The sequence below is a fragment of the Limosilactobacillus sp. genome, from assembly GCF_051873035.1.
Classification (GTDB): domain Bacteria; phylum Bacillota; class Bacilli; order Lactobacillales; family Lactobacillaceae; genus Limosilactobacillus.
In genome coordinates this window covers 1-19,843 of record NZ_JBJEEL010000044.1, presented here as the reverse complement: position 1 = coordinate 19,843, position 19,843 = coordinate 1, and the positions used below count along the sequence as shown (strand labels likewise).

15 protein-coding genes are annotated in these 19,843 nt (G+C 48.7%); all 15 read right to left on the bottom strand.

The features are described from left to right. Positions 1-25: 25 nt before the first annotated feature. Positions 26-2,680 (bottom strand): alanine--tRNA ligase, encoded by a 2,655-nt coding sequence (gene alaS / locus ACI31H_RS04055; protein ID WP_439770722.1) that lies wholly within the window; start codon positions 2,678-2,680, stop codon positions 26-28. Positions 2,681-2,932: 252 nt separating this feature from the next. Next, positions 2,933-4,306, bottom strand: a complete 1,374-nt coding sequence (locus ACI31H_RS04050; protein ID WP_439770721.1) for a DEAD/DEAH box helicase — start codon at positions 4,304-4,306, stop codon at positions 2,933-2,935. A 23-nt stretch (positions 4,307-4,329) separates the two neighbouring features. Further along, positions 4,330-5,274, bottom strand: a complete 945-nt coding sequence (locus ACI31H_RS04045; protein ID WP_439770720.1) for a DHH family phosphoesterase — start codon at positions 5,272-5,274, stop codon at positions 4,330-4,332. Positions 5,275-5,438: 164 nt separating this feature from the next. Beyond that, the gene (gene gnd / locus ACI31H_RS04040; RefSeq protein ID WP_439770719.1) at positions 5,439-6,338 is read right to left on the bottom strand and encodes a phosphogluconate dehydrogenase (NAD(+)-dependent, decarboxylating); all 900 of its coding nucleotides are present in this window, start codon (positions 6,336-6,338) and stop codon (positions 5,439-5,441) included. A 145-nt stretch (positions 6,339-6,483) separates the two neighbouring features. Continuing rightward, positions 6,484-6,945, bottom strand: coding sequence for a preprotein translocase subunit YajC (yajC, locus tag ACI31H_RS04035; RefSeq protein WP_439770718.1), 462 nt, complete (start codon positions 6,943-6,945; stop codon positions 6,484-6,486). 57 nt (positions 6,946-7,002) lie between these two features. Further along, a complete protein-coding gene (locus tag ACI31H_RS04030) occupies positions 7,003-8,082 on the bottom strand; it encodes a tRNA-guanine transglycosylase (protein ID WP_439770717.1) in 1,080 nt (359 codons plus the stop codon). A 1-nt stretch (position 8,083) separates the two neighbouring features. Further along, complete coding sequence (ruvB, locus tag ACI31H_RS04025; protein ID WP_439770716.1) at positions 8,084-9,106, bottom strand: Holliday junction branch migration DNA helicase RuvB; 1,023 nt, start codon at positions 9,104-9,106, stop codon at positions 8,084-8,086. A gap of 15 nt (positions 9,107-9,121) precedes the next feature. Further along, positions 9,122-9,715 (bottom strand): Holliday junction branch migration protein RuvA, encoded by a 594-nt coding sequence (gene ruvA, locus ACI31H_RS04020; RefSeq protein WP_439770715.1) that lies wholly within the window; start codon positions 9,713-9,715, stop codon positions 9,122-9,124. Between the two features lie 21 nt (positions 9,716-9,736). Continuing rightward, the gene (gene mutL, locus ACI31H_RS04015) at positions 9,737-11,755 is read right to left on the bottom strand and encodes a DNA mismatch repair endonuclease MutL (RefSeq protein ID WP_439770714.1); all 2,019 of its coding nucleotides are present in this window, start codon (positions 11,753-11,755) and stop codon (positions 9,737-9,739) included. Positions 11,756-11,767: 12 nt separating this feature from the next. Next, positions 11,768-14,389 carry a DNA mismatch repair protein MutS gene (gene mutS, locus ACI31H_RS04010; protein WP_439770713.1) on the bottom strand — a complete coding sequence of 874 codons (2,622 nt, stop codon included), beginning with the start codon at positions 14,387-14,389 and terminating at the stop codon, positions 11,768-11,770. A 169-nt stretch (positions 14,390-14,558) separates the two neighbouring features. Further along, the gene (gene rny, locus ACI31H_RS04005) at positions 14,559-16,112 is read right to left on the bottom strand and encodes a ribonuclease Y (RefSeq protein WP_439770712.1); all 1,554 of its coding nucleotides are present in this window, start codon (positions 16,110-16,112) and stop codon (positions 14,559-14,561) included. Between the two features lie 343 nt (positions 16,113-16,455). After that, positions 16,456-17,520, bottom strand: coding sequence for a recombinase RecA (gene recA, locus ACI31H_RS04000; protein WP_439770711.1), 1,065 nt, complete (start codon positions 17,518-17,520; stop codon positions 16,456-16,458). Positions 17,521-17,612: 92 nt separating this feature from the next. After that, the gene (locus ACI31H_RS03995; protein ID WP_439770710.1) at positions 17,613-18,860 is read right to left on the bottom strand and encodes a competence/damage-inducible protein A; all 1,248 of its coding nucleotides are present in this window, start codon (positions 18,858-18,860) and stop codon (positions 17,613-17,615) included. A 142-nt stretch (positions 18,861-19,002) separates the two neighbouring features. Next, entirely contained in the window at positions 19,003-19,587 is a 585-nt protein-coding gene (gene pgsA, locus ACI31H_RS03990) for a CDP-diacylglycerol--glycerol-3-phosphate 3-phosphatidyltransferase (RefSeq protein ID WP_439770709.1), read from the bottom strand. Positions 19,588-19,605: 18 nt separating this feature from the next. Further along, positions 19,606-19,843 (bottom strand): hypothetical protein (locus ACI31H_RS03985; protein WP_439770708.1); only part of this gene is annotated, 238 nt, incomplete at its 5' end.

Genomic DNA, 19,843 nt, shown 5'->3' with positions numbered 1-19,843 from the left:
CCGCTAATATTTAATATTTAACTGATCACTTATTTAAGTATTCCTTAGCCAATTTAAGGGCCGCCGGGATTCCAGCCGGATCCTTACCGCCGGCCTGGGCCAAGTTTGGCCGGCCGCCACCGCCACCTTTAATTGCACTGGCGATTGTCTTGATGAGGTCACCGGCCTTTAAGCCCGCTTTAACCTTATCGTCATTAACAGCAACTAATAAGTTGGCCTTACCATCATTAGCAGTTCCTAGGACAAGAACATCGGATAACCCTTTGGCCCGCCAAGTATCTGCCAATTGCCGTAATTGTCCCATTCCGGCAACCTTAACTTCAGCAGCGATCAACCGGCCAGCCTTAGTATCTTGAACATTGTCAAAGACACTGTTAGCCTGTTGAGCAGCAATCTTAGCCTGTAATGCGGCGGTCTGCTTATTCGCCTGCTTTAATTCGTCTTGCAGTGTAGCTACTTGGTGTGGAACTTCCTTAATTTGGGCCACCTTTAAGTCGGCCGCCGTTTCTTCTAACAGCTGGTTCCGCTTCTGCAGGAATTCATAGGCATCGCTAGAGGTTACGGCTTCAATCCGCCGAACACCAGCACCAACCCCACCTTCAGAAACAATCTTGAAGAGGCCTAATTCGTTCGTGTTCTTAACGTGGTCACCACCGCAGAATTCGGTGTTGTAGTCGCCAATCTTAACAACCCGCACCTTGTCGCCATATTTGTCAGAGAAGAGGGCAATAGCTCCCATTTCCTTAGCAGAGTCAATATCCGTTTCAATCGTCTTAACCGGGATTTCCTTAAAGATTTGGTCATTAACCATCTTTTCAACCGCAGCTAAGTCCTTTGCGGTTACCTGACCGAAGTGGTTAAAGTCAAACCGAAGGTAGTGTTCTTCAACCAGTGAGCCAGCCTGTTGGGTATGACCACCTAAAACATTCCGCAGGGCTTGGTCGAGCAAGTGGGTCGCCGTGTGATTCTTTTCAATCTTTAAGTGCCGAATCCGGTCAACAACCAGCTTGTAACGGGCCCCCTTCTTTAGCGGTGCCGTCAACTCAACCCGGTGAAGGTTTTGCTGGTTTGGTGCATGTTGAACATCGACAACCCGGCCAACTTTCTTACCGTAGTTATCGATAATGTCACCAGTATCAGCAACCTGGCCACCCATTTCAGCGTAGAAAGGCGTGGTATCAAAAATAACTTCAATATCCTTGTCACCAGGTTGCGCACTATCAGCCTGTTTACCATCGTGGGCCAGGCCGATGACCTTCGCGTTATCCACACTCAGATCTGTGTAACCAACATACTTACTTGCTGTCTTAAAGTCCGTCCAGAGATCCGTTTGAACCCCCATCCCGTTGTCCATGTCACGAGCATTCCGGGCCCGGTTTTGCTGCTCAGTCATCGCTGCTTGGAAGCCATCTTCATCAACCGTCAGGCCTTCATCTTCAGCGTATTCCTTAGTCAATTCAATCGGGAAACCGTAAGTATCGTAAAGTTTAAAGGCCGTCCGCCCGTCAATTTGCTTGTTACCACTTTGCTTAGCGTCGGCAATTACGCTGTTCAAGAGGTTCAGGCCGCCGTTAAGGGTTGAACTGAAGCGGTCCTCCTCCGACTTAATAACCGAAGCAATGTAGTCCGCGTTCTTTAATACATCTGGATAGTAGTCTTCCATGATCTTACCAACGGTTGGGACCATGTCGGCCAAGAATGGGTCATCGATTCCCAGTTTCTTACCAGCAACCACGGCCCGCCGGAGAAGCCGCCGAATAACGTAGCCCCGACCAACGTTAGATGGGAGGGCGCCGTCACCGATGGCAAAGGTAATCGTCCGGATATGGTCCGCAATAATCTTGAACTGAACATCGTCAGCCTTATTTTCACCATATTTCTTACCGGCTGACAGCTTTTCGACCTGCTTGATTAACGGCATGAAAAGGTCCGTTTCAAAGTTCGTCGGGGCGTTTTCAAAGATTGAAACTACCCGTTCTAGTCCCATCCCCGTATCAATGTTCTTATGCGGGAGCGGTTCATAGGTGTTTTCCGGCGTGTGGTTAAATTGACTAAACACGATGTTCCAAATTTCTAGGTAACGTTCGTTTTCGCCACCTGGATAGTTCTCGGGATCATCTTCAGCCAGGTTATTAAATTCCTGGCCACGGTCATAGAAAATTTCGGTATCTGGACCAGAAGGACCCTGACCGATATCCCAGAAATTATCTTCATCCGGAATCAGGTGATCCTTAGCAACGCCGACTTCACGCCACTTATCATAAGCATCGTGGTCCTTAGGATAATAAGTAATGTACAGGCGGGCTGGATCAAAGCCAAACCACTTATCACTGGTTAACAATTCCCAGGCCCAAGGAATTACTTCATTTTTAAAGTAGTCGCCGACTGAGAAATTCCCCAGCATTTCAAACATGGTGTGGTGACGGGCCGTCTTCCCAACGTTTTCGATATCGTTGGTCCGAATACTCTTTTGTGAGGAGGTCATCCGTGGATTATCCGGAACCACCTTACCATCAAAGTACTTCTTCATCGTGGCTACCCCTGAGTTAATCCACAGCAGGGTCGGGTCATTAACCGGTACCAAGGATTGACTTGGCATTACCTTGTGGCCGTGTTCTTTGAAGAAGTCCAAGTACATCCGTCGCACTTGAGCACTGTTTAGTTTCTTCAGCTTTTTCATCCTTCTCTTCCTTTCAAAAACAAAAACCATCCTTGCAACAAAGACGCCTACCGACGCGGTACCACTTTGCTTGCAACGATGGAATTCGTTTACCTCTTTAATTCCCCTATCCAGGGTTTATTCACAATTTACGGATGGGGAGCACCATGTACGGGCCAGTCAGCCGTCACAACAACCCGGCCGTTTCTGAAAGTGGCAACCTTACAGGCATATCCCAAACGATTCATATTATAGCGAACTCCGGATTAAAAATCAACGGCCAGCTCGTTCCCGGCGGTGTTGCCGCTGTCGTTGCCGTTTGGCCTTCCGGATTTTATGCCGGAGCTCAAGCTTACGTTTTTGCTGTTCGTCCTCTTTAATCGCCCGCTTAATCCGCTTCTTATATCCTGGTTTAACCTTTTTCTTGGTCTTCTTAACGTAGCCCTTCATGGACGGATCTAGTTCGGCCTGCCGCCGCTGGTACTTCTTTCGCCGGTTGCGGTCGTGAGTCGTCACGATTCGGCCATTCTTGATCTGCTTTGGAATGAACTTAATCCCGCGCTCTTCCAGTTTAGCGATCAAGTCGTCTTCTGCTGGGGCATAAAGGGTGATCGCCGTCCCGGGCATCCCATTACGGCCTGTCCGGCCAACCCGGTGAACAAAGTACTCCAAATCACTTGGGATGTCATCATTAATCACCAACGAAACCCCATCAATATCGATCCCCCGGGCCGCTAAATCCGAAGCAACGACGTACTGGTAGTCGAGGTTGTGAATCTGCCGCATCACCCGTTTCCGCTTCCGTGGTTCCAGGCCACCGTGAATCATGGCCACTTTTAACCCTTGTTCACTCAGGTAATGGGTCAATTCCTCTACTCGTTCCTTAGTATTAGCAAAAACCAGGGCTAAGTAAGGCTCACCCATCGTCAGGAGACGGTAAATCAACTGATTCTTATCCTGCCCCTTCGTCGACATCAACCAATTTTCCACGTCCGGGTTAATTACCGTCGCGGTCGGAATTTCCTCAACGACCGGATTGGCCATATACTTCTTCAAAAACGGTCGCAACTTTTGCGGAATCGTCGCCGAGAAGACCATCATCTGCAGATCCTCTGGAAAGTGGCTGGCAATCTGGTCAACCTGCTTTAAAAAGCCCATATCCAGGGTCATATCGGCCTCATCGACCACAAACATGGTAGCCATGTGGATATCAAGGTGCTGGGCGTTGATTAGGTCAAGGACCCGGCCCGGTGTACCAATGACCAACTGGGGTTGTTTACGCTCTAATTGGTCAATCTGGTGCTGCTTATCGGTCCCACCTACATAGTTATGAATGGTCAGTGGTTGCTCAGCAAAACGATTTAACTGCTTAGCAGCATTGTAAATCTGGTAGGCCAATTCCCGACTGGGGGTTGTAATTACCGCCTGCACCGCCTGCTTACTAGCATCAATTCGCGAAAAAATCGGTAGTAAAAAGGCGTGAGTCTTACCACTCCCGGTAGCCGATTGACCGACAACGCTCTTACCAGCCAGAATATCGGGGATTACCCTTTCCTGGACCGGCGTTGGTTGACGAAAGTTAATCGCTGTGACCGCCTGCACCAGATATGGTTTTAACTTAAAGTCATTAAAAGTCTTCTTTGCCATTTGTGCTCCTTTCCCCGCCATTATTAACTACGGGTTAACTGGTCAAGTTCATTAATTACTTGTTTGATCTCGGCCTCGTCTTTAGCCTTAGCACCACTGGCTAGTGGGTGTCCCCCACCATCATGGTTTTTAGCCAGTTCGTTAATTACCGGTCCCTTTGACCGGAGACGGATCCGGTAGTGGCCGTCTTCTTGCTGGACAAAGATTGCCCAGGCCTGAACATCTTTAATCCGCCCCGGCAGAGAAACCACTGCCGAAGTCCCGGCTTCCGTTAGGCCAAACTGTTTTAACACGTCATCGGTCAGCACCACATACGCGGCCCCATGGTCCAGGATGGTTAGGTGTTCGTAAACGTAGGCTGACAGACGGGCGACGGGTTGGGTAATTTCATTTTCCCGTTGACTAATGGCCGCCGCGTTTGCGCCCGCCGCCATCAGCGCACCGGCTACTAACATCGTCCGGGGCGTCGTTGCTGGGTACAAGAAGCGACCGGTATCACCAATAATGCCAGCATACAATGCATGTGCCGCCTGCTTTGGAAGGGTCAGCTGGTCGCGGAAGTGTTGGTAAAAGTCATAGATCATTTCCGAACAACTTGACGCTGCTGGTTCGACCCACATAAGATCACCAAAGGGTTCATCATTCGGGTGGTGGTCAATTTTAATTTGCTCATCACCATTATTAAAGCGCCGGTCGTCAATGCGGGGAGCATTCGCCGTATCCGTGACGATTACCAGGGCATCATTAAAGGTTGCCCCGTCGATATCATCCATGGTTCCAATCCAGTCAAAGCCCGGAATGTGTTTACCAACCAGGTATACCTGCTTATAGGGGAAAGATGCCTTTAAGATTTCACCCAGGCCGACTTGAGAGCCGATAGCATCCGGGTCGGGACGCTGGTGCCGGTGGATAATGATTTTATTATATTTTTTAATTTGTTCAAAAATTGCTTCTAATTGGTCCGCCATAATCTGGTCTCCTCTTTCCAAAATTGTCTAACAATTAAGTATAACAGTAAACGGGGTGGGATTCTAACCTGAACTGCTGATCGTCTACCAAATTTTAAACAATAAAGAGACTGGAAAAACTTCCAGTCTCTTTGTTGTTTAGGTTAGTATGTCCGACTTAGTGACTACTTCTTGTCAACAGCGTGGCCACCGAAACCATTCCGCAATGCGGCAACGACCTTACCATCAAAGGTATCATCTTGCATGGACTTGAAACGAGCAGCCAGGGCTTCGTAGATAACAGGAGTTGGTACACCGTGTTCCATTGCATCTACCAGCGTCCAGTGAGCTTCACCACTGCTGTGCATCCGACCTTGGATTTCATCCAGGTGAGGATCCTTTTCAAAGGCAGCTTGAGCTAATTCCATCAGCCATGAACGAATAACTGATCCGTTGTTCCATAACTTAGCAACTGCGGCGTTATCGTAGTCGAAATCAGAAGCTTCCAGCACTTCGAAACCTTCACCGATAGATTCCATCATACCGTATTCAACACCGTTGTGAACCATCTTGAGGTAGTGACCAGAACCGGCCTTACCAGTGTAAAGGTAGCCATCCTTTTGGGAAATTCCTTCAAAGAGTGGGCGGATCCGTTCAAAGACATCCTTGTCGTCCCCACCGATCATGAAGTTACCACCTTCAAGGGCACCATGCCAACCACCTGAAGAACCACAGTCAAAGAAGTGGATACCCTTTTCAGTCAGCATCCGGTTGTGCTTTAAGGAGTCCTTCCAGTAAGTGTTACCACCATCGATAACGACGTCATCAGCAGATAACTTGTCAGCCAATTGTGCCATCGTAGCATCAGTTGGCTTACCAGCTGGAACCATCACCCAGATAGTCCGGGGTGTGTCCATCTTTTCGATCATTTCATCAAGAGTGAAAGCAGTTTGTGCACCGTATGAGCCGGCTTCCTTAACTGCATCCTTGTTTAAATCGAAAGCAACTACGTCATTGTTGTTGCGCAGCATGTTTTGAGCAAGGTGAATACCCATCTTTCCCAAACCAATCAATCCAATTTGCATTAGCAATTCCCTCCTGTTATTGGCAGTCTTACCAGGATAATGCAGACCCTGGTAAGTGAAAAATAATAAAAGGGCTTTCAAAAGCAAAAACCCTTAACTAATTACCAGTTAAGAGTTTCGCACGTTTTCACAAATTAGTCAATTGTTATTTTTCATCGTCATCTTTAGCGGTGTCGTCGGCCGCATCACTAGCTGGTGCATCCGCTGCCTTACTTTCGTCCGCATCATCCTTCTTTTCCGCTGGTGCTGCTTCCTTAGCAGCCGGTTGAGCAGGAGTGTTTTCACTAGCACGCTTAACGACCCGCGCAATGGCTACCATATCAAAGGTGAGGTAGATACCTTCACAATCAATCGTAACCGTCTGGTCTTCCTTGTTAACTGAGTCAATCTTCCCGTGTAGACGACCAATGGTAACAACCTCGTCGCCCTTGTGAAGTTCATTCATCATTTCCTGATGTTGCTTACGTTGCTTTTGCTGTGGCCGAATCATGAAGAAGTACATCAGCGCAATCATTAAAACAATCAGAATAATGCTTGAGTAGCCGGCATTACCTGAACCGGCTGCCCCCAGAGTTAAGAAGTTTGAAATATTCACGATTTTATCCATTCCTTTCAAAAAAATCTCTTTATTAACTGTACCAAACTTTATCACTAAAAACCACTACTAGCCTAGTGAGCGTTCGGTCGTCCACTCGGCTACCCGATCAGCGTTGATTGCTTGGCGTAATTCCGCAACTAACTTATTAAGCACAAATAGGTTGTGGACGAGTACGAGCCGCGTTCCAAGTGGTTGACGGGTCATTACTAGCTGGTGTAGGTAAGACCGGCTATAACCAGCCTGACAGGTTGGACACTGACACCCCGGAACTAAGGTTGCCGTATCACGGATTAGGTGCTCCTTTGCTAAGTGCAAACGCTTTAGGCCATTAAAGGCAACCCCGTGCTGGGCCGCCTGGCCTGCACAGTCGGTATCAACGAGATCCATTCCGGCAACCATTGCTAGTAGTGCTTGTTCAATTGAGCCCGCCGTAGGGAAATAACGAAGCCCCGCGCTGGGCAACATGGTTGTCACTTCAGTTAGTAAACGAATTTGCTCATCAAGCTTCACTTCCGGATCAACCCCAACGATGGCATAGCCGAAGGGAGCATGTGCAACCGCCGCCTGAACTCCTAAGCGACGAACCCGCTTTAGCCCCCCGCCCGCGATTGCGGCTAGTGTATTTTGGGGCCACGGATTAGGTAGCCACGTACTCGTCTGCTGTCCCGCAGCCCGTAAATCATCCACCGGTGCATAGTAATTTTCCCAGCGGCTAAAGGTGGTTTGGAGGTCACAACCCAACTTGGCCTGCCAAGTAAGACCCATTTCTGGCGTATAGCGCTTCTGCTGCCCTGTTTGAGGCTCGTGAAAGCTAACCCCATCTTTTTTTCGTCCCCGTGGTTTGGCCCATCGGTAGGCCTGTTCAGACCCGGTCTCTCCGACAATCAGGCCTGGCCACTTCAGACGCGCATGGAGGTCCGTAAATTGTGGCTGTTGCTCCTCGCTAGCGGCCAGCCAGTATGGTAGTGCTGCCTGTTTAATGGCCTGTACCCCCAGGTGCTGTAATTCCTCACTTGTCAATGTGGCTACCGTACTACCGGTCTGGACCAGCAACGGCGTTAGCAATTGGTGGTCAGCCACCGTCAGACGTCCACTACGGGCGTGCTGATGCTGCGCACTTAATTCAAAGATTACTTTTTTAGTCATTTTACTTTCCTTCATCATTTGGGTAAACAATTCCTAGGTGTTGGTAGGCCGCTGGCGTTACTACCCGCCCACGGGGGGTCCGTGTGAGGTAACCGATTTGGATCAGGTACGGTTCATACATTTCCTCAATGGTGTTAGCTTCTTCACCAATATTCGCCGCAATTGTCTTGAGGCCGACTGGTCCCCCCTGGTAAAAATTAATCATCGTCAGTAAGATTTTGCGGTCAACTTCATCTAAGCCGTGGCTATCAACCTGAAGGAGGTCCAGGGCCTGTTTAACCGTTGTAAAGTCGATCTGCGGTTTACTAGCAACCTGGGCAAAGTCTCGTACCCGCTTAAGGAGGCGGTTAGCGATCCGGGGCGTCCCACGCGACCGCAAGGCTAATTCATGGGCACCCTGGTCCTCAATCTTAGTGTTAAAAATCCGTGCAGACCGGAAAATGATCTTTTTCAACTCTTCGGTATTGTAGTAATTCATATGCTCAACAATGCCAAAACGGTCACGAAGCGGGGCCGAGAGCATTCCGGCCCGGGTGGTCGCACCGACTAGCGTAAACGGCGGTAGCGGAAAATGAACCGGGTGCGCGGTCGGCCCTTCGCCCACCACAATATCAATGTAATAGTCTTCCATTGCAGAGTAGAGCATCTCTTCAACTACTTTCGGTAGGCGGTGAATTTCATCAATAAACAGAACGTCCCCGGGTTGTAACTCATTTAATAATGCCACCAGGTCCCCTGGTTTTTCGATTGCCGGGCCACTAGTAGTTTTAATATTAACTGCCATCTCATGGGCAATGACCATTGCCAACGTCGTTTTCCCTAAACCCGGTGGTCCGTAAAGTAACACATGATCAAGTGCCTCTTCCCGTTCCCGGGCTGCTTTAATGTAAACCGCCAGTTTATTTTTCAACTGTTCCTGGCCGATATATTCGGCTAACGTTTGTGGCCGCAAGGTTTGTTCAATCTGCGCTTCACTTTCGTCTTGGGACTCATCCGACAGAATCCGCTGATCTTTTTCTGCCACGTTACCCCTCCTTTTTTAGCTTAATAGCCGGAGTGCCTTCCGCAAATACTCATCGGTTGTGCCATCCGTGGTTACTAATTCTTTCTTAATTTTCTTAATTTCACGTTCCTTATAACCTAACGCCTTAAGGGCTGCTAAAGCATCGTCTAACGCCGGATTAGCCTCACTAGTGGTCGTTTGGGTCGGATTAAATAGGTTACCACCCGCCGTACTGGCTAACTTGTCCTTGAGATCCAGTACAATCTGCGAGGCCGTTTTCTTCCCAATTCCTGGGAACTTAGTTAGATAACTAACATTATTACTAGCAATCGCATCAACCAGCCCCTGGTGGTCAGGATTAGCTAAGATCGCCAGAGCACTTTTGGGTCCAATCCCAGAAACGTTAATTAACTGCGTAAACAACCGCTTTTCGGCCTGGTCAACAAAGCCGAATAGTGAAATATTATCATCACGGACCGCCTGGTAGACATACACCCGGACTTTCGTGTGGGGGTCTTCTTGAAAACGGTAGGGGTTAGCCACCAGTAACTTATATCCCACTCCCTGTACGTCAATCACAATGTATTGGGGAGTGACAACACTAACTACCCCCGTTAAATATTCATACACGTCTAGATAACTCCTTTATAGTTAAAACTCATGATCATCAAAATCATCAGCATATGGCACATGGGATTCCTGAATCCGTTTAAACATTTTCTCTAAGTCACGGTCATTAAAATGAACCGTAACTGGACGCCCGTGGGGACAATTAAAGGGGTTCTCACATTGGGGAAGCCGTTTTAATAGCGCCCGGGCCTCCCGGTCATCAAGGTGGTGGTTGGCCTTAATTGCCCGTTTACACGACATCATAATGGCGGTCTTCATCCGAAACTCACGTACGGTCAACTTGCCGTCTTTAATCAGCCAATCGATCATCTCTTTTGCCGTATCCTCTTCTTGCCCTTCTTTAAACCAGGTCGGGTGAGACCGCAGGATAAAACTATTTTGACCAAAAGGCTCTAGGTGAAGGCCAACACTTTCTAAGACTGCCGTATGATTATTAATGTTCATTGCATCAACCGTTGAATAGTTTAGTACCAGGGGGACCAAAAAGGTCTGCTGGTCCGGACTCACCTGTCCGATTTCCTTACGATAACGTTCATAATTAATCCGCTCCTGGGCCGCGTGCTGGTCAACAATGTACAAACCGTCGCTGGCCTGGGCTAATAAAAAGGTTCCTTGGAGTTGGCCAATGTACTGGAGGTCAGGAAAACGCTTTTGTGCTTCGTCACTCTTATCATGGACGTCCAACTCCACGTTGGTGGGCTTACTTGGCTGAGAACTAGCCGGTGTCGGTAGCTCATCACCAAATGGCCGAACAGTCCCCTCATTTTGGTAGCGAGCATCAAATTTCTTCATTTGTGGTGAGCTGAGTTCGTCCGTCTGGTGGATAATTACCGGAGCACTGAGTTGGCTATCAACCGTATCGGCACCGGCGGCCTGACCAGCCGAGGCCGGGGCTGGGGATGCCGGAGCCGTTTCAGCAGCTGCCGGCGACTGGGCCGGCTGGTCAACTGAATACGGCTGGGCGGCCTCCTGCAGTCGCCGGTTTAAGTCGTCAACCACGTGTGCATCTGGCTGGGGACCAAAATCGGTTGCGGGTACGTCCGGAATCAGGTTTTCCTGTGCAATCCGCTGGCGAATTGTCTGAGAAATCAGTTTAACTAACTGGGGTTCCTTACTCAACCGCACTTCCCGTTTGGCCGGGTGCACATTCACATCCACCAAAACCGGATCTAGGTCGATATTGATAACCGCCAATGGGTAGCGGCCCACCATTAGCTTAGACTCATAGCCCTGAATAATCGCCTTCGTTAATTCATAGTTACGAATATAACGGTGGTTAATCGTGATCGTAATGTACTGGCGAGACGCCCGGGTTAGTTCAGGTAATGATACAAAACCAGTCACTTTAAAATCATCATCACTTCCCCGGACCGCTAGCATCTTACGCCCAGCTTGAATACCATAAATCGCAGCGATCACCTGCTGAAGATTGCCATTACCAGCCGAACGGAAAATCTCCTTACCGTTATGGGTCAGGCTAATGGCCACCGCCGGATTTGCCAGGGCCAAACGGTTAACGATATCCGTAATCCGCATTAGTTCGGTATGGGGAGACTTTAAATACTTTAAGCGGGCCGGTGTGTTAAAGAACAGTTCCGTCACCCGGACATCGGTTCCCCGCCGGGCGGGCGCTGGTTTGTTCGTCAAGATTTCACCGCCGTGCAGGTGGATCAACCGGCCAGCCGTGGCTCCCTCCTGGGCCGTAGTTAAAATCACGTCGGCTACTGAGGCAATACTTGGTAGGGCTTCACCACGAAAACCCATTGTTTGCACCCGAAAAAGGTCCTTCCGGTCACTAATCTTGCTGGTCGCATGCCGCTTAAACGCCAGTTCAACTTCATCGGCAGCAATACCGTCACCATCATCAATTACCCGGATGCTATCCAGACCGGCGTTTTCTACCACAATATCAACCCGCCGACTATGTGCATCTAAGGCGTTTTCTACCAACTCTTTCACAATTGATGCTGGACGTTCGATCACTTCACCGGCAGCAATTTGATCAGCTAGGACGCTATTTAATTCATGAATTTGCCCCATTGACTAACCACCTCACTTCAACTTTTCCTGCCACTCATAGAGCTGGTTCATTACCTCCATTGGGGTCATCCCCATTAGGTTCAGCTTCTTTAGCTCTTGAATTACCCGTCGCTCTTTCGAATTTTGCTTGCTACCTGTCGGCTTCGTAGCAAACAGCTCCAATTGACCATTGGGTTCTACCATTGGTTGGGACGGGGTAGTATCCTCAGCTACCCGGTCCACTGCTGGCGCTGTTGGTTGAGTCGTTGTCGGTAGTTCAACATCCTTTTGTTCTAGCTTTTGTAGAATCTGGTCGGCCCGTTTCAGTAGTGATTCCGGCATCCCAGCCAGCTTAGCAACGTGGATCCCGTAAGACTTATCCGCTGGGCCGGCACTAACCTTGTGGAGAAAAACGAGCTCACCATTTTTTTCAGTGGCCCCCACGTGGACGTTCTTTAGGCGGGGAAGAGTTTCTTCCAGGCTCGTCAGTTCATGGTAGTGGGTTGAAAATAGGGTCTTGGCCCGCACATGCTGGTGGACGTATTCAATAATTGCCTGGGCTAATGCCATCCCATCATAGGTGGCGGTACCACGCCCAATTTCATCGAAAAGGATCAAACTACGATCCGTGGCATGACTTAAGGCATTATTTGCTTCCATCATCTCGACCATGAAGGTACTTTCCCCGGAAATTAGGTCATCGGCCGCCCCGATTCGGGTAAAGATCTGATCAAAAATCGGTAATTCGGCCCGGCTCGCGGGAACAAAACAGCCCATCTGCGCCATCACTGCTGTCAGTGCTAGTTGGCGCATATAGGTACTCTTCCCTGACATGTTAGGACCGGTGATCAACAGGATATCAGTGTCATCCCCCATCTGAACATCGTTAGGGACATATTCCTGGTGACCCATAAACTTTTCCACGACGGGGTGACGACCATCCTTAATGGAAAGCCGGTGCCCCGTATTCATAGTTGGCCGAACAAAGTGATAATTTTCACTGACCACCGCAAAACTCTGCAAGACATCCAGTTCGGATAAGGCCTGGGCCAGTTTCTGGAGTCGTTGAATCTGTTCTTTTACCTGGTCACGGATCTTGACAAAAAGGTCATATTCGAGGGCCACGGACTTCTCCTGGGCACCGAGGATTAAAGCTTCCTTTTCCTTCAATTCAGGGGTCGAGAAACGTTCGGCGTTTACCAGGGTTTGTTTACGTTCGTACCGGTCACGGGGGATTTTATCCAGGTTAACCTTCGTTACCTCAATGTAGTAACCGAAGACATGATTATAGCCGATCTTTAGGTTATTGATCCCAGTGACTTGCCGTTCCTGGGCCTGTAAATCAGCAATCCACTGCTTACCATTATTCATTGCATCCCGGTACTGGTCGAGTTGCTTATTATAGCCATCCTTGATCAGGCCACCATCGGTTACGGCAATCGGCGGTTCTTCGACGATTGATTCATCGATTAGGTGCGCGACATCGCTTAACGGATCCAGTCGCTTAGTTAGGTCAGCAAACACCGGTGAATCCAGTGTCTCTAACACGTACTTAATCTTAGGAACCTGCTGGAGGGAGGTCTTTAACTGGATCAGGTCCCGGCCGTTAACGCTCCCGTACGCTACCCGGCCAGCCAGTCGTTCTAGGTCATAAACCTTGATCAATTCCTGCTGGATATTACTACGTTCAAAGTAGTGGTCTAATAACTCTGCCACTTTATCTTGCCGCTCTTGAATAGCGGCCGGGTCAATCAGCGGTCGATCCAGCCACCGCTTCAATAACCGGCTCCCCATCGCCGTTTTGGTTTCATCCAATAACCAGGATAGTGTTCCCTGCCGTTTACCACTCCGCAGGTTAGTCATTAATTCAAGGTTGGTCTTAGAATAGTGATCAATCTTCATAAAGGAGCTCGACTGGTAGGAAACCGCCCGCTGAATGTGAGCTAACGACCGCTTCTGCGTGGTTAGGAGGTAGGAAACTAACAGTGCAACCACGTGCTTTTGAGCGGTCTGGGTAAGGTCTTGAGTTAAGTAGCTGATTTCTGAACGCTTAAGGATTTCATCCTGCTGTGATAGGAGAATATGCCGGTTCTTAAGGGCCGTTAGTAACCGGTCTGGTAGGTCTCCTTCACCGACAACCTCCTTCGTCTGCAGGTTAATCAACTCATTAATCACCCCGTCGACGTTACTAAACGTGGTCGTCTTTAGTTCACCCGTTGAAAGGTCCGTATAAGCCAGGGCAAATTGATCCTGATCCTGGCTAATTGCCCCTAAATAGTTATTACTACGCGCTTGATCGCCCGTTAAATCCATCTGGGTTCCAGGAGTAACTAACCGGGTAACAGCCCGTTTAACCATTCCCTTCGCCTTTTTAGGATCTTCCATTTGTTCACAAATTGCGACCTTATAACCCTTATCAATCAGGACGTCAACGTAGCTTTCGACGGCCCGGTGCGGAACACCGCACATCGGAATTGGGTTTTTGGCACTGTGATTACGTGTGGTTAACGTCAGTTCTAGTAGTTGAGCCCCCTTGATCGCGTCCTCATTGAAGAGCTCATAAAAATCACCCAACCGGTAAAAGAGAAAGGCGTCTGGGTACTGGTCCTTGACCTTTTGATACTGTTCCATCATCGGCGTTTGTTTTTTTGCCAAAAAGGTTCACCTCATTAAATTACTGTCCAAACAATTACTATCCAATTATATTTTTTCTCATTAGCCAGTGCAAGAGACCGGCTAGTCACCTTGTATTTAAAATAGTAAAGAGACTGGGTTTCCAGCCTCTTTTATTTAACAATCAATTTACTGACCGCATCACAAATAATTACTTAGCGTAATCAATTGCCCGGACTTCACGAATAACCGTGACCTTAATATGTCCCGGATATTCTAGTTGTTTTTCAATTTGTTGCTTGATATCGTGGGCCAAAGTCGTCGCCTGTAAGTCAGAAATCTTCTTTGGCTTAACAATTACCCGTAATTCGCGGCCGGCCTGAATTGCAAAACTATGGTCGACACCATCATAACTATTAGCTATGCCTTCGAGCTTCTTAAGGCGTTGAATATATTGCTCCAGTGACTCACTCCGGGCACCTGGTCGGGCACCTGAAATGGCATCTGCCGCTTGAACGAGCACCGCAATTACTGACGCCGCAGGAACATCACCATGGTGTGAAGCGATTGTATTAATTACAACCTTATTTTCCTTATATTTCCGCGCCAGCTCCACGCCAAGTTCAACGTGCGATCCATCTACCTCATGGTCAACTGCTTTACCAATATCATGAAGAAGACCAGCGCGTTTAGCCAGGTTAACGTCTTCGCCTAGTTCACTAGCCATAATACCGGCCAGTTTAGCGACTTCAATTGAGTGGTCCAAAACATTTTGCCCGTAGCTCGTCCGGTACTTCATTCGACCGACCGTCTTAATTAGGTCCGGATGCATCGAATGGATTCCCAGGTCGAAGAGTGCCTGTTCCCCGGTTTCCCGGAGTTGACTATCCATTTGCTTACGGGCCTTTTCCACGGCTTCTTCGATCCGGGCCGGATGAATCCGACCGTCTTGAATCAGCTTCTCTAACGCAATCTTGGCAATTTCGCGCCGAACCGGGTCAAAGCCACTTAAGACGACTGCCTCTGGCGTATCATCAATAATCAAGTCAATCCCCGTCAATGTTTCCAGTGTCCGGATATTACGGCCTTCACGACCAATAATCCGCCCCTTCATATCATCATTCGGTAGGTTAACCACTGAAACCGTCGCTTCAGAAACTACATCCGCGGCACTCCGTTGAATTGCCTCAACGATTAGCTTCTTAGCATTACGGTCCGCTGCGATCTCGGCTTCTTGTTCACTATCACGGATCATCACTTCCCGCTCTGCTTTTAACTGATTCTTCATCTCAGCCAGCAGTTGGTGCTTAGCATCATCATGCGACATCTGCGCAACCTTCTCTAACTCCGCCTGGCGCTGATCAATCAGATTATCCGCGGCCTGTTGGGCTTGGTGAAGTTTTTCGGTTTGTTGATCCAGTTTGTGTTCACGGTTCCCCACCGCGGTTTCTCGTTTTTCCAATGCCGAATCTTTGTGGTCTAAGCTGGTTTCCCGTTGTAGTAAACGGTCCTCTTGACGTTGGACCTCACTCCGCCGTTGTTTCAACTCATCTTCGACGTTTTCACGGTAACGATGACTGGCCTCCTTGGCCTCAAGGATTGCTTCCTTTTTCGCCGTTTCTGCTTCCGTCTTGGCTGTCGCAAGAATTCCTGCGGCCGTCTGATTTGCTGCCGTTAACTGCTTTTCATACACAGACTTACGGACAACATAGCCAATAATAAGACCGACAACCATAGAAAGCGCGGCGAAAATTAATAACTGCACTATTTCACCCCCGCTTCAACTATTTGTTGTTGGTTGGTTAAGTATTTTCACCGTGTGCTGTCAAAAAACATCACACAAAATAAATTTTAATCTTACGTTTCTTAAGTGTCAACAATATTATTCGGGCCATTGCGAATTAATAACCCCTAGGTAAAATTAAGGGGCCGTGGCATAAATCCTCCTGGATAGGTACAAAAGCGAACAACATGGTACACAAATGAGGTCCAAAGCCCGGTACAAGCCGAACTCTGGACCTCTATTTGTGCTTACGGGGACTCGATCCTATCGTGCTCCCTTAGTTTGACCTCAAACATTAGCTGTTAAAGGCGGCTACCAACTAAAGCTAGTTTTTACTTGCTTCTTCGATGGTCTCCTGTTGGCTATCAGAAGATGAATGGTCTTCATCACTACCGTCTAGCGGCTTCATCCCGTAAGCAACCCGAACCTTATTCATTAATTCGTTCATGCTATCAGGATGTTCTGCCAGCCACTTCTTAGCATTTTCACGACCCTGACCAATCCGCTCATTGCCGTAAGAATACCAGGCACCACTCTTATTTACAAGGTCCTTATCAACCGCCATATCCAGGAGCTCACCGGTCTTAGAGATCCCTTCGCCGTACATGATATCAACTTCACAACGTTTGAACGGCGGCGCTACCTTGTTCTTCACAATTTTTACCCGGGCCTTGTTACCGATAACATCGGTCCCGTCCTTAATCTGCTCTGCTCGCCGAATCTCCATCCGGATCGTTGAGTAGAACTTCAGGGCCCGACCACCAGTCGTCGTCTCAGGGTTACCAAACATTACCCCTACCTTTTCACGAATCTGGTTAATAAAGATGGCGATCGTCTTGGTCTTATTAATCTCACCAGACAACTTCCGTAATGCCTGTGACATTAACCGGGCCTGAAGACCAACGTGGGCATCACCCATATCACCATCAATTTCCGCTTGTGGAACCAACGCCGCTACGGAATCAATAACCACTAGGTCCACCGCACCACTGGCAATCAGGGCATCCGCAATTGCTAGCCCTTCTTCACCAGTATCTGGCTGTGACAAGAGTAAGTTATCAACGTCGACGCCCAGTGCTTCAGCATATTGCGGGTCAAGGGCATTTTCAGCATCGATATAAGCTGCCGTACCCCCCTGCCGTTGAACCTCGGCAACTGCGTGTAGAGCTACTGTCGTCTTACCAGAACTTTCGGGTCCATAGATTTCAACAATTCTTCCCCGGGGATAACCGCCGACACCAAGTGCCTTATCAATCGCTAACGAACCACTGGAGACAGTGGCAATCTTCATGTCAGCAGCATCACCCATGCGCATAATCGAACCCTTACCAAAGTTCTTTTCAATCTTTTTTAATGCAACATCTAATGCTGCTTTACGCTGGTCTGCCAAATTAAATTCCTCCTTTATTAGGATTCGTATCCGTCAATTAACGATACCAGTTTTTAAGCGAAAAAACAAGAAAAAAGCGAACAACGGTTCGATTACCGTTGAAGTGCCTGGTACACCATCTGTAATCCGTACTGCACACTCAGATTACGAATCGCCTGCCGACCAATGTAGGCGGCCAGGTGAAGTTCCTTTGTCTGAACGGGTTGGTTACGTTGGGCCAGCCCGAGCCAAACAGTTCCGGCTGGCTGGCCCTCTAAAGCATCGGGTCCGGCAACCCCCGTAAAGGACACCCCAAAGTCAGCGTCTAACTTTTCCCGACTTTTTTCTGCCATCTGCGCAGCGGTTTGCGAACTAACCACCCCATACTGGTCAATGATCGATTGATCGACCCCAATAAGTTGTTCCTTAGCACGAGCTGCGTAGGTAACGAAACCGCCGGCAAAAACATTGGAGGCGCCGGGAACGGAACAGAGGGTGCTTTGGAAAAGTCCACCAGTCAAACTTTCCGCTCCGGTAATCGTCTGTTGCTGCTTAGTCAGCTGCTCTACTACCACCTGCGCTAGGCTGCACTGGTCACCGGTACCAAAGTAAAATGGTCGTTCAACTGCTAAGATGGCCGCCGTTACTTGATCGAGTAACTTGGTAGCCGCCGGCTGTGGCAGGTCGTAGACATTGATTCGGACCTGGATCTGACTTGGTTGGACATATGATGTGACCGTCATGCTTGAAAACTGTTTGGTAGCCTCTTCAATCTCATCCATCAACTGTGATTCTGGCCGTCCCAAGAAGTTAAGGGTCCGGCTCACGATCTGCCGTCCCTGACCGTAGCGGGCCTGCAAACGTGGCATCAGGCTCTGGTTTACCATGGCCTTGAACTCTGCCGGTGGTCCCGGTAATACGACGACTACTTGGCCAGCATGGTCATACCAACTACCAAGTGCCAAGCCCACCGGATTAGCAAGGGCAACCCCCCCGCCTAAGTAACGGGCTTGCTGAATATTTTCCGTTGGCATCTCGATTTGCCGTTGCTTAAAGGTTTCCTTAATCCACGCCCAGTGTTGTTCATCGGTTGCTAGCGGAACCCCTAAGGCAGTAGCCGTGCTTGTGATAGTAACATCGTCCGTCGTCGGGCCTAAGCCCCCACAGACAAAAATCAACTCTGCCCGTTGCTGAGCGGTTTTAATTGCTGCCCCAATCTGCTGAGCATCATCCATTACCGTAACTTGGTAGGGAGCCTCAATATCAAGTGTTGCTAACTTTTGCGCTAACAGCGGCGCATTTGTGTTAGTCACCTGCCCCAGGACTAACTCCGTACCAACTGAAATAATCTCCGCATTCATTTTCCAACCTCCTAAATATTAAATACGCACCATTAGGCATATCCCACGAAATTGCATTTACCAACCAGATTAAGTCTGATCTAAAAAGGCACCTAGCAGCTGAACAAGTCAGACACTAGAAGCCTTTTAATATCATGAATTTTTATTTAAAACCATCGGCGAAAACGCCCCGGCCCTGAATAAAGTAATCAACACCCGAGTAAATCGTGAAGAATAAGCAAATGTATAACATGATTTGGCCAAATGGAATGTTCCAAATGGCAAAGATAACATTATTCATTAGCAAGAAGATGATCGCGATAAACTGGGTTGTTGTCTTGATTTTACCGGGCATTTTAGCAGCCAGGACAACCCCATCTTGCTCTACAAGGAGGAGCCGCAGTCCCGTAACGGATAATTCACGCCAAATGATAATCGCTGTTACCCAGGCTGGAACTACCTGATTACCAGTCAAGACGATGAATGCCGTCATCACGAGTAGTTTATCGGCCAGTGGGTCCGTAAACTTCCCAAAATTCGTTACCAGGTGATTCTTCCGGGCAATTCGACCATCCAGATTATCCGTAATGGTAGCCGCGATGAATAGGACGGCCGCAATCAGTTGCGCCAACGGAATGGTTGCTCCCCAGAAAGTAACGCTTCCCCAGTTCAATGGTAAAACCATTAACAAGAGAAAGAAGGGAATAATAATTAAACGGACAACTGTTAGTTTATTAGGTAAATTCACTTTTAACTCCTCCAAACATTAACGGGTGACAGTGTTAGTTGCCGCACCGGTAGTTGCATTGCTAGTTCCCTGGTTGCCCGTCGTCCCCTGGGTATTAGTAGACGTTGCCGGTTGCCGGGTAGTTGTGGCGTTGGAAGTCCCCGTGGTGGTGTTATTAGTAACCGTTGACCGGTTGTTATTATTAGTGGTGGTATTCGTAGTGGTCCGTTGGGAAGTCAGTGAACTACTGCTGGATGAACTAGCCGTTTGACTACCA

What these genes read in the sequence shown, in the direction of transcription:
- yajC (WP_439770718.1), bottom strand. Translation starts at nt 6,945, where the DNA reads ATGGATAAAATCGTGAATATTTCAAACTTCTTAACTCTGGGGGCAGCC.
- gnd (WP_439770719.1), bottom strand. Translation starts at nt 6,338, where the DNA reads ATGCAAATTGGATTGATTGGTTTGGGAAAGATGGGTATTCACCTTGCT.
- alaS (WP_439770722.1), bottom strand. Translation starts at nt 2,680, where the DNA reads ATGAAAAAGCTGAAGAAACTAAACAGTGCTCAAGTGCGACGGATGTAC.
- ACI31H_RS04045 (WP_439770720.1), bottom strand. Translation starts at nt 5,274, where the DNA reads ATGGCGGACCAATTAGAAGCAATTTTTGAACAAATTAAAAAATATAAT.
- ACI31H_RS03995 (WP_439770710.1), bottom strand. Translation starts at nt 18,860, where the DNA reads ATGAATGCGGAGATTATTTCAGTTGGTACGGAGTTAGTCCTGGGGCAG.
- mutL (WP_439770714.1), bottom strand. Translation starts at nt 11,755, where the DNA reads ATGGGGCAAATTCATGAATTAAATAGCGTCCTAGCTGATCAAATTGCT.
- ACI31H_RS04050 (WP_439770721.1), bottom strand. Translation starts at nt 4,306, where the DNA reads ATGGCAAAGAAGACTTTTAATGACTTTAAGTTAAAACCATATCTGGTG.
- ACI31H_RS04030 (WP_439770717.1), bottom strand. Translation starts at nt 8,082, where the DNA reads ATGACTAAAAAAGTAATCTTTGAATTAAGTGCGCAGCATCAGCACGCC.